The sequence below is a fragment of the Pseudonocardia zijingensis genome, from assembly GCF_042657305.1.
Taxonomy (GTDB): Bacteria; Actinomycetota; Actinomycetes; order Mycobacteriales; family Pseudonocardiaceae; genus Pseudonocardia; species Pseudonocardia zijingensis.
Genome location: NZ_JBHSKO010000055.1, coordinates 1 through 9,976, shown reverse-complemented (window position 1 = coordinate 9,976; position 9,976 = coordinate 1). Strand labels below are relative to the sequence as shown.

Below are 9,976 nucleotides of genomic sequence, written 5' to 3'. Positions count from 1 at the left end.
AACACCTACACCAACTCGTTGCTGCGCAAGGCCGGCATCGAGGTCATCACGATCGTCGGTGCCGAGCTCGGCCGCGGCCGCGGCGGCGGCCACTGCATGACCTGCCCCCTGCAACGCGATGCTGTCGCCTACTAAGGCCGTAGCCGCCGGGCTGTTGATCCCGCTTCTCGTCGCCGCCTGCACCACGGCTCCGACGACGGCACCGGCGCCCGGACCAGCCCCCTCGACTGCCGCTCCCGCGCCGAGCGGCAGTCTGGCCGACGTGCCCCCGGTGTCGGCCCAGCTGCTACCCAGCGTCGTCAAGATCCTTACCGAAGGCGGCAACGGCAGCGGCGTCATCTACACCGGCGATGGCCTCATCCTCACCAATGAACACGTCGTGCGCGGTTCGCCGACCGTGCAGGTCGGATTCGCTGACGGCCAGCGCCACGCCGGCACGGTCCGAGCAGTCGATGTCGTCACCGATCTGGCGATCGTGCAGGTCGAGCGCCGCGACCTGCCCGTGCCCCGGTTCCAGCCCGAGCTCCCTGTGATCGGCGAGCTCGCGATCGCGATCGGAAGCCCGTTGGGCTTCGAGAACAGCGTCACTGCCGGGGTCGTGTCCGGCCTGCACCGCGAGATCCCCGGTACCGCGGCGGAAACCCAGGCACTGGTGGATCTGATCCAGACCGACGCCGCGATCAGCCCGGGTAACAGCGGAGGGGCCCTCGTCAACGCCCGGGGCGAGGTGATCGGGATCAACGAGGCCTACATCCCGCCCCAGGCGGGTGCCGTGTCCATCGGCTTCGCCATCCCCGCCGCCACCGCGATCGACGTTGCCGAACAACTGCGCACCAGCGGCAGAGCCCGCCATGCCTTCGCCGGGCTCGAACCCACCCAGATCAGCCCGCAGATCGCCGCCCAGCTCGGCCTCCCCGGCACCGACGGGGTCATCGTCGCAGCGACCGTCCCAGGCGGGCCTGCCGCGATCGCCGGCCTGCGACCCGGCGACCTCATCCTCGCCGTCGACGGCGAACCGACCCGACGTCCCGAAGACTTCATCGGTGCCCTGCGCCGCCGAGCACCAGGGGACACGATCACCCTGTCCATCCACGGCCTGGACGGCCAGCAACGTTCGGCCCAGGTCACCCTCACCGACCGGCCCGCTTTCAGCCGATGAGCCCCCACCGCGAACTCCTCGAGCAGCCCGGGTGAAGGCCCCCGCACGCTCCCGATGCGGACCCGCCCTCCCGCGCGCAGACCGCCGCGCCGCAGGCCGGCGCGAGGGCCGCCCCACCCACCCGGGCCGAGCTGGACTCGCGGGGTTTCGGCGTCCGAAATGACGGTGACCCCTGGGCGGAGCACGGTGACGTTGACTCCGGAGGGCCCGAGCTCGTCGACAAGGTTCTTGGTCATCGCGGGTGTCGGTCGGCCGGGCGAGCACGCGTGTGCCGTGTCGCCGGACGTGGGTGGCGGCGCGCTCGAGTGCGTCGTGGTTGCGGGAGAGCAGCAGGTCGCCTGCTACACCGACCGCGCCGGCCCGCCGCCCGCTACTTCGGGACGGACGAGGGCGAAGGAGGGGTTGGTGGCTCACCAACCCGAGCGCAGAAGGCCGCGCTCGGGGAGGCCCCCGACAGTCCTACGTGGACGGCATCGGTGGGCGGCGCAGCACGTAGGGGTGGTGCGGCGACGCGGCGCGGGCGGGATGCGGGCGGGATCACGGCTCGAGGTCGACAACTGCTCTGCCGCTGGTGATGTCGAGCGGCACCGAGACGTGATCGTGCACGATCAACCACGCGTCGTCGATCTTCTGGAGGCAGTACGTGACCCGGACCCACATACCGCTCATCGCCGTCCCGTTCTTCAGCGTGCCGCTGAGGCGAGCGAAGGCATGCCCGAACGCCACACCATCGCCAACGGTGATCGTCAGGTCGCGAACCTCATAATTCACATGCTCGAAGAACGTGCATACAGGGGCCCAGTTCTCGAGCTTCGCCTCGATTCCCACGTGCTGGAGCGGCGGCTCGACGTCGAAGGACACGATGTCCGTTGCGTAAAGCCGCTTCAGACCCTCGAGATCCTTGTTTCGGAGCCCGTCGACGATCTTGTCGGTCAGCCGGCGGATCTGGACTTCGTCAACCTCGCGTTGTGCAGGCATTTTGCGTGATCCTTTCTCCCTCAGATGATCTCGAGGTTGGCCATCATGCCCATGTCCTCGTGTTCGGCGTTGTGGCAGTGGAAGAGGTATCGGCCGCGGTAGCCGTCGAAGCGGGTGATGATCTCGACCGCTTCGCCGGGTCGTAGCGGGATGGTGTCCTTGAGCCCGGCGTCGTGTGGCAGCGGCGGCCGCCCGCTGCGCGAGAGCACTCGGAAGCCGACCAGGTGCAGGTGGACGGGGTGGTGGACGTCGGCGATCAGCCGCCACACCTCGACGTCGCCGAGCCCGACGGTGACATCGGAGCGCGCCGGGTCGAACGGGAGCCCGCCGATCAGCCATCCGTGGCCGCCGTGCACCTGCCCGGCGCGGAAGGCGATGTCGCGCACGTTGGCGGCGTCCGACCGTTGCCAGGTCGGCAGATCGGTGGACAACGTGGCGGGGATGCGGCTGTCGTCGGTGCCGCGGCGTGCGACGCGGAAGGCCATCACGTCACGGGTCGGGCCCGTGCCGAGCCGGTTGACGATCCTGACGCGGGCGCCGACCGGGACCCCCGAGAAGTCGATGATCGCGTCGTAGCGTTCGGCGGGCGCGATCGGCAGTCGCCCGTGCGTGACCGGCGCAGCGAGCAGTCCCTGGTCGGCACCGATCTGCACGAGATCGAGTCGTTCCGCGTCGTCGGTGACCGCTTCGAGTTCGTAGTGCCGGGCGTTGGAGGCGTTGAGGATGCGCAGTCGGTAGCTGGCTGCGTCGACCTCGTGGACGGGCCAGGGCGCGCCGTTGACCAGGATCACGTCGCCGAGGAGACCGGCGAGATAGGGCTCCTGCACGCCCGGCTGCTCGCGCAGGGTGGGGTCGAGCGCGGGGTAGTGGAGGCTGCCGTCGGCGGCGAAGGAACGGTCGGTGATCATGAGCGGTAGTTCGCGAGTCCCCGCGGGGAGGCCGAGTTCGTCCTCGGCGTCGTCGCGGACGATGTGCAGTCCCGCGAGTCCTCGCCAGAGCGCGGGAGCGGTGAAGTCCATCCGGTGGTCGTGGTACCAGAGCAGCGTCGGACGCTGGTCCATCGGGAACGTGTAGTCCCGCGCCAGCCTGGTCACCACCGCCCGCGGGTCCTGCATCCCCGGCATGCCCTGCATGCCGCTCATCGCGTGCATGTCGTGCGCGCCGCGCACCATCTCGGCGGAGTCCGGCCAGCGACCGGGCAGAACGAGGTCGGTCGGGTAGCCGTCGGAGTCCGCCGGGGTCCGTCCGCCGTGCAGGTGCACGACGGTCGGCACAGGCAGTTCGTTGCGATGCGTCACGGTGATCGGCCGTCCGCGGCGCGACTCGATCGTCGGCCCGGGGAAGGTGCCCTCGTAGGTCCACAGCGGCGTCCGGACGCCGGGCAGGATGTGTGCGACCGCCTCACGTTGGGTGATCTCGTATCGGTCGACCCCGCCCGAGGTGCTGGTCGGCTTCAGCACCGCGGGGATCGGGAGCGGTACTTCGAAGGGCGGCGGCAGCGGTACGGCGCTGGGCAACTCGGCACCGGTGAACGACGGCCGGCGGGCCAGCGCGGCCGAGGTCGACAGCCCGGTGGCCGCCATCAGGCCCAGCGTTGCTCCGATGCCCAGCACCCGGCGTCGACTCACAGCGTGCTCACGCATGGTGCGTGTCCCTTCGCGGGAGGGGATGGCGCCAGGCGGCGATGAATTGCACGACGACCGCGGCGACGGTCATCACGCCGAGCGGGATGTGCAGCCACAGCGCGCCGTCCAGGCCGGCGAAGTACTGCACCGTCTCCGCCGCGACGACCGCCGTCGTGGCCAGGAGGGGCGATGGCCGGCGCAATCGCACCCACACCATGATCGCCACGATCACCTGCAGGTAGCCGATGGAGGTGACCACATCGGCGCCGGTCGCGTGCCAGCGCAGGCTGTCGAAGTCGCCGGTCAGGTACACCCCGGCGGACACCGGCTGGCCGATGATCGCCACCACGTGCGCACTGACGACCGCCCGGAACGCCCACTCGATCGGCGTCGTCCGATGAACCGGAGTGGATCCCGGACTGTTGATCGCCACGGGGGTCCTCCTCGCTCCGATCTCCAGCTACGAACGCCTCCACAAGTTATGCTCTGAATGACATGGTGTCTAAGATCTGTATTGCTATGACGTTATGTCGCGGGAGGCATGGTGGAGCTGAACGGGCTCGAGCAGTTCCTGGTGGTCGCGCGACTGGAGCACCTCACCCGGGCGGCCGAGGAGCTGCACGTCGCCCAGCCCTCGCTGAGCCGCACCATCGCCCGGTTGGAGAGCGAACTGGGCGCACCGCTGTTCGATCGCAGCGGCCGGCTCCGGCTGAACGACGCCGGGAAGCTCTTCCGCGATCACGTCGAACGTTCCCTCGGCGAGCTCGAGGCGGGCCGGCGCGCCGTCGACGAGGCCACCAGCGGGGAACTGGGCACCGTGCGACTGGCGTCGGAAACCTTCCTCACCCTCACCGGCCCGCTGGCGGCCTACAAGCGGGCCCATCCCGCGGTCGAGATCGAGCTCCACTGGTCGCCTGCCGAGGACATGGCCGTCCGCCTGCGGGCCCGGGATGTCGACCTCTGCGTCACCTCGCAGCCGATCCACGCCGACGGTCTGGAGTCGACGCAGCTGTTCGACGAGGCGGTAGCGGTCTGCGTTCCACTCGATCACCCGCTTGCCGGTCGTACGACGGTGAGCACGGCCGAACTCGCCGACGAGCCCTTCGTCACCGCCCGCAAGGGACACTGGCTACGCCGGATGCTCGAGCGGCTCTTCGCTGCACGAGACCTCGCCCCGAAGATCGTCTGCGAGGTCGATGAGCACAGCGCCATCGCGGCCCTGATCGTCGCGGGACTCGGCATCGGTCTCGTCCCCGCCTTCGGCCGCCGCGGCGCCACGCAAGCCCCGCTCACCTGGGTCGACGTCGACGACCCCGACTGCCGCCGCAGGGTCACCCTGCACTGGGGAGCCGACGGTCACCTGACGCCCGCCGCCCGCCTGATGCGCACCACGATCACCAACTGGGACTGGAACGCCGGAGATCCCCACGAGGTGCACTGGTGGCCGGCTCGTCGGGCGTGAGGGGTGAATTCCGAGCGTGGTGCCCCACGGCCGGAACACCGTTTTTGCGCCAGTGATTGCGTGATCGAATCACCCGTACTTCAATCGATAAAAGTGTGCTCGGTGATGTGAGTTCCTGGAAACGTTGTTCGACATCCACGGCGTCGACGCGACGATTCCCGACGTGGACGCCGAAACCGCCACCCGCGAGATCCCCGTGCCCGATCGATGGTTCCTCGGACAGCCGTGCACCCTGCGCCCGGACAAAGCCGCCATCGACGGCTACACCAAGGGGTTGGCTCGTGACCTCGGCGCGCGCCGGGTGACCGAGAACGTGGTGCACGCCGGACCCATGCGCACCGACCTGGTCGCCGACAACCACGAGAAGCTGGGGCCGTTGATCGAGCGGCTCTGCCTGCCCCGGTGGGGCACCGTGAACGAGGTCGCGGCCGCGGTCACGTTCCTCGCCGGACCGGATACCGCCTACATCACCGGCGCCTCGCTGGACGTCGACGGCGGCTACAACGCCTGACCTCGAACCGACCTCGGACTTCGAAGGGGTCTTGCAGCCCCGACGATCGTTCCTCACCCCCCGTTCCGGCCCGGCACGGCGCCGTGCTGGACCGGAACGGCGCGCTGTTCGCCGCCGAAACGCGGATCGTCGCCGCGCTCACGATCTGAGAACGGCCGAAGCCGAAGGAACGTCCGTCGTCGCCCGGGCCCCGTTGTCATCGTCGGCTGCGCTCGGCGGTGTCGCCGGCGTCCTCGATCGCCGAGACGAGAGCGGCGAGGGGAACGGCGGGTGAGTGGTGAACCTCCGCGGTCGCGGCGAAGATCGACGCGCGCACGTACGTCCGTGAGACGGGGATTGTCACGGGTATCTCCTCGGGGCTGTCGGCGCGGTGGCACGGTGGCACGGATGCGGATGCGGTTGTCACGGACGCGTGGCCGGGTTTTCCAGTACTGGCCAGGCGTGCGGCGATGTCCTGCCGCCCGGCGGCCCCTTCCCCGGCGGCGGGACTTTCGCTCCCCTCACATCCATCGGGCGCCGCAATACTGATGCGGTGGCAGAGACGCAGAGCGGTGGAAACCGGAGAGAACAGTTGCCCCCCGAGCCACCTCCTCGTCCGGAGCTCGGCGATGGGTTGATTCGGTACCGCGATGCCGTCGTGGCGAAGCCTCTGGGCTACCGGCCGCTGACGCTCGACCTCGTCGTTCCGAAGGCCGCGGAGCCGGTGCCGCTGGTCGTTCACATCTACGGAGGGGCCTTCGCCGTAGGCTCGCACAAGACCAACTCCCTGGGTGCTGAGCTCGTCGACCGACTACTCCCGCAGGGAATCGCGGTCGCCGCCATCCAGTACCGGCACAGCCGGGAAGCGTCCTTTCCTGCTCAGGTACATGACGTCAAGGCTGCAGTGAGGTGGTTGCGCCACCACGGAGAGGCGCTGGGGCTCGACGGCTCCCGGTTCGGCGCGTGGGGGTCATCCTCGGGGGGCTACCTGGCCACCATGCTGGCCGTCACTGCGGACAACCCCGACCTCGAGGGTGCCCTCGGGATCACCGATGCCAGCAGCGCCGTGCAGGCCGCGGTCAGCTGGAGCGCACCGGTCAACATCGCGCGGATGCCACCTCCACCGGGCGAGTCGCCGTTCCACGCGCTCAACATCGATCCGCACGACTGGTTCCTCGGCACCCGGGTCGCTGAGTCACCAAGCATCGCGATGGCCGCCAGCACCAGCACGTACGTCAGTGCCAGCTCCGCTCCGCTCCACCTCGCTCACGGTGAGCAAGACACCGGCATCCCCATCGACCAGAGCGAAGAGATCACGGCGGCCTACGACAGGGCCGGGGCGACCGTTGTGTTCGAGCGGATCCCCGGCGCGGGGCACTTCTTCAGTGACGGGGATCGGGATCGGCTCATCACCCTCGGGCTGGACTTTCTGCTGCGCCACACGAATGGACGGTGACGACCCCGCCATCTCACAGCCGCGAACCGCTGAGCACTTTGCTCCCAGCGCCGTCGTCCCACAGCTTCGGCCGGGACGAGGTCGAAGCGGTTCCGTTCCTGGGAGGTCGTCCGTCGACAGGTCGACGCGCATCTGCTGGGGAGCGCCCTCCGGCGGATGAGACATCAGCGGTCGGCGTTGTGACGAACACCGACAGTCCAGCGAGCACGACCCGCGCGGTGTCGGCGCGACAAGCTCGCCCCGTAAGAGGGCGTAGGGGACGCACGACGACGTGTTGGGGGCCGGAATCGGGGCTGTTCATCGCGTCGACGATGAGATCGACGGCCGCCCGTGCCATGTCGGCGAGGGGGGAGCGGACGGTCGTCAGCGGGGGGGCTCAGGTAGCGCGCCCCCGGGATGTCGTCGTAGCCGACCACCGAGAGGTCGTCGGGTATCCGGACCCGTGTCGACTTCGCCGCGACGACGAGGCCGACCGCGATGATGTCGCTGGCGACGAAGACAGCAGGAATGACCGACGTGATGCCGGACCGTCGGCGCCAGGGTGGGTGCATCACACCCACCCCTCGGGATCCGGCCCGCATTACCGTGGCCGGCGTGGACAACGAGAAACTCATGGAAACCGTCTTCGTGATCTACAGTCCGCTGAAACGATGCAACGGTCCGTGACACCTTTCTGGGTCAATTTGGGCTATTTGGACCAGTGGTGGCCGGTATGGTCGTTGCCGAGAGCAGGGTCAAATAATGACTTCGACATCAGATGCGCCGGCCCGCAAATGGGTGGGCGTGGTCACGCTGCTGGCCGGCACGCTGCTGCCGCCGCTGGATTTCTTCATCGTCAATCTCGCCATCCCGTCGATCCAGGACGACCTCGGCGGCGGCGACATCCTGGGCCAGCAGATCGTAGCCAGTTACGCTGCCACATACGCAGTGACGCTCACCCTCGGCGGTCGTCTCGGCGATCTGTACGGGCGGAAGCGAGCTTTTCTCGTCGGCCTCGTCGGGTTCGCCCTCGCCTCGCTGCTGTGCGGTTCGGCGGGCGAGCCCTGGCTGCTCATCGTCGGGCGGATCCTGCAAGGTCTCACCGCGGCGCTCACGGCGCCGCAGTCCCTGGCGCTCATTCGCGCGAGCCTCGATGGCCGGGCTGACACGTTCACGACCGCGGACCGCAGTGCAAAGAAGCCACAGACGGTACCGTCTGTGGCCAGGCATTTTGGTCGCCGCCACGTGGGTGGCGGACAGAGCTTTTTCCGGAAACCAGGTGTCCACGGACTCGCGCCCGGACCGGAATTCGTCGATGTCGTGGTGCGCTGCGAGGGGTTCGACCGCGACCCAGGGCGGAGTCACCGCTGCGTGGACTCCGCGAACTTTGCAGCGAACGCATCCGCGTCGTCCTCATCAAGGAAGTCGTCGGGCATAATTACGACGCTGGTGTGGAACACGCGCTCCGTCGCCGGAACGGACTCCCGGAAGTAAGTGATCATGTCACTGTCGGGGATCTGCACGCGGTACTCGTTCGGACGGTAGTTCCGCTTCCACGGGTCCTGTTCGTGGGTCAGCTCCCAGATCCTGGATGCTGAATAGTCCTTGTACCTCGCCCACACCGCGTCCAGGAACTCGATCACGTTGCCGGGAAGGTCGACTTCCTCCGTGACCGCAGCGCTCTCGCGGACAGCGATGATCTGCTTCCCAGAGTTCCGGCGCCACTCGCGGTGCACCACGGGCCCGTTGTCGAAGGCCTCCACGTCCTCCGAGAACAGCCGTTGGCCGGTTGACGCGAGGTAGTTGGCTTGAGCCAGGTAGAGCAGCTTCGCGAGCTTGAGTGGAGTCACGTCGGGCTCGAGCCGGAGGGCGTCCAGCCGGATGAAGTAGTTCGCGACAGCGTGTACGTCGAGGTCGTGGCTGAACGCGGGCTGCGGGACCTCGTTCACGATCTACCTCCTCTCACATCTCGGCCCGACTGTCACACACGCCACCGACAGTCTGCACCGCACCAGCTCGTCAGCGCGCCAGACAACCACCCTGACATGCGACGATGGCATCTCGCAGCGACGGCATCACGCTGTCGGTCGGAGAGCCGCGCGTGGCCTCGCGCACGGCCTCGGCGACGGCGGGGGCGACGGACGCGTCGAACACGCTCGGCACGATGAACGACGGGTTCGGCTCGGAGACGACGTCGGCGATGGCGTGCGAGGCCGCGATCAGCATCGCGTCGGTGATGTCACGGGCCTGGGCGTCGAGCAGCCCGCGGAACACGCCGGGGAACGCGAGCACGTTGTTGATCTGGTTCGGGTAGTCCGACCGGCCGGTGGCCACGACCGCGGCGTGCGCGGTGGCGACCGCCGGGTCGATCTCGGGGTCGGGGTTGGCCAGCGCGAAGACGATGGCGTCGCGGGCCATCGTCTGCAGCTCCCGCTCACCGAAGAGGTTGGGCGCCGACACCCCGATGAACACGTCCGCCCCGACCAGCGCGTCGGCCAGCGTCCCGGTGGCGCCCTCGGCGTTGGTGTGCTCGGCGATCCAGCGCAGGTTGTCGTCGAGCCCCGCGCGGTCGCGGTGGACGATCCCGGCGATGTCCACGGCCACCACGTCGCCGGTGCCGCCGTTGGACTGCAGCAGGCGGATGATCGCCGAGCCGGCCGCGCCGGCGCCGGAGACCACGACCTTGCACTCGGCGAGCTGCTTGCCGACCACGCGCAGCGCGTTGCGCAGCGCACCCAGCACCACGACGGCGGTGCCGTGCTGGTCGTCGTGGAACACGGGGATGTCGAGCATCTCGCGCAGCCGGGCCTCGATCTCGAAGCAGCGC

Annotated in this window: 13 protein-coding genes and 2 pseudogenes; 7 read left to right on the top strand and 8 right to left on the bottom strand. The window is 68.9% G+C overall.

The genetic code is table 11. The features are described 5' to 3' along the window. Together ACFPL3_RS41770 and ACFPL3_RS41765 are read left to right on the top strand one after the other, a co-directional pair. A partial coding sequence (locus ACFPL3_RS41770) for an arginine deiminase family protein (RefSeq protein WP_379590991.1) occupies positions 1–135 on the top strand: 135 nt, incomplete at its 5' end. A gap of 136 nt (positions 136–271) precedes the next feature. Continuing rightward, positions 272–1,159 (top strand): S1C family serine protease, encoded by an 888-nt coding sequence (locus tag ACFPL3_RS41765; RefSeq protein WP_343945727.1) that lies wholly within the window; start codon positions 272–274, stop codon positions 1,157–1,159. A gap of 537 nt (positions 1,160–1,696) precedes the next feature. On the opposite strand, the gene ACFPL3_RS41760 is transcribed toward ACFPL3_RS41765, so the two are convergent. From ACFPL3_RS41760 to ACFPL3_RS41750, 3 genes are read right to left on the bottom strand one after another with little or no spacing between them, the layout of a single operon-like run. Then, a complete protein-coding gene (locus ACFPL3_RS41760; protein ID WP_343945726.1) occupies positions 1,697–2,137 on the bottom strand; it encodes a YybH family protein in 441 nt (146 codons plus the stop codon). 20 nt (positions 2,138–2,157) lie between these two features. After that, positions 2,158–3,780, bottom strand: a complete 1,623-nt coding sequence (locus tag ACFPL3_RS41755; RefSeq protein ID WP_343945725.1) for a multicopper oxidase family protein — start codon at positions 3,778–3,780, stop codon at positions 2,158–2,160. Continuing rightward, a complete protein-coding gene (locus tag ACFPL3_RS41750) occupies positions 3,773–4,111 on the bottom strand; it encodes a hypothetical protein (RefSeq protein ID WP_343945724.1) in 339 nt (112 codons plus the stop codon). The genes ACFPL3_RS41755 and ACFPL3_RS41750 overlap by 8 nt, the downstream gene beginning before the upstream one ends. Positions 4,112–4,303: 192 nt before the next feature. Here ACFPL3_RS41750 and ACFPL3_RS41745 point away from each other — a divergent pair, with 192 nt between their 5' ends. Next, positions 4,304–5,224 carry a LysR family transcriptional regulator gene (locus tag ACFPL3_RS41745; protein WP_343945723.1) on the top strand — a complete coding sequence of 307 codons (921 nt, stop codon included), beginning with the start codon at positions 4,304–4,306 and terminating at the stop codon, positions 5,222–5,224. A gap of 163 nt (positions 5,225–5,387) precedes the next feature. Then, positions 5,388–5,735, top strand: a complete 348-nt coding sequence (locus ACFPL3_RS41740; protein ID WP_343945722.1) for an SDR family NAD(P)-dependent oxidoreductase — start codon at positions 5,388–5,390, stop codon at positions 5,733–5,735. Between the two features lie 196 nt (positions 5,736–5,931). On the opposite strand, the gene ACFPL3_RS41735 is transcribed toward ACFPL3_RS41740, so the two are convergent. Then, positions 5,932–6,078, bottom strand: a complete 147-nt coding sequence (locus ACFPL3_RS41735; protein WP_343945721.1) for a hypothetical protein — start codon at positions 6,076–6,078, stop codon at positions 5,932–5,934. Between the two features lie 189 nt (positions 6,079–6,267). On the opposite strand from ACFPL3_RS41735, the gene ACFPL3_RS41730 reads away from it, so the two are divergent. After that, the gene (locus tag ACFPL3_RS41730) at positions 6,268–7,170 is read left to right on the top strand and encodes an alpha/beta hydrolase fold domain-containing protein (RefSeq protein ID WP_379590985.1); all 903 of its coding nucleotides are present in this window, start codon (positions 6,268–6,270) and stop codon (positions 7,168–7,170) included. A 13-nt stretch (positions 7,171–7,183) separates the two neighbouring features. On the opposite strand, the gene ACFPL3_RS41725 is transcribed toward ACFPL3_RS41730, so the two are convergent. Further along, the gene (locus tag ACFPL3_RS41725) at positions 7,184–7,537 is read right to left on the bottom strand and encodes a hypothetical protein (RefSeq protein ID WP_379590989.1); all 354 of its coding nucleotides are present in this window, start codon (positions 7,535–7,537) and stop codon (positions 7,184–7,186) included. Between the two features lie 67 nt (positions 7,538–7,604). After that, a pseudogene (locus tag ACFPL3_RS41720) lies at positions 7,605–7,649 on the bottom strand (hypothetical protein); the annotation flags it as partial. Here ACFPL3_RS41720 and ACFPL3_RS41715 point away from each other — a divergent pair. Both ACFPL3_RS41715 and ACFPL3_RS41710 read left to right on the top strand, forming a co-directional pair. After that, on the top strand, positions 7,648–7,836 hold the full coding sequence (locus ACFPL3_RS41715) for a hypothetical protein (protein WP_343945728.1): 189 nt from the start codon (positions 7,648–7,650) through the stop codon (positions 7,834–7,836). The pseudogene ACFPL3_RS41720 and the gene ACFPL3_RS41715 overlap by 2 nt on opposite strands. Before the next feature lie 75 nt (positions 7,837–7,911). Further along, positions 7,912–8,244 (top strand): annotated as a pseudogene (locus ACFPL3_RS41710) (MFS transporter); the annotation flags it as partial. A gap of 266 nt (positions 8,245–8,510) precedes the next feature. On the opposite strand, the gene ACFPL3_RS41705 reads toward ACFPL3_RS41710, so the two are convergent. Next, positions 8,511–9,098 (bottom strand): Panacea domain-containing protein, encoded by a 588-nt coding sequence (locus ACFPL3_RS41705; RefSeq protein WP_343945718.1) that lies wholly within the window; start codon positions 9,096–9,098, stop codon positions 8,511–8,513. A 70-nt stretch (positions 9,099–9,168) separates the two neighbouring features. Further along, positions 9,169–9,976: NAD(P)-dependent malic enzyme (locus tag ACFPL3_RS41700; protein ID WP_379590982.1), on the bottom strand; the 808-nt coding region annotated here is incomplete at its 5' end.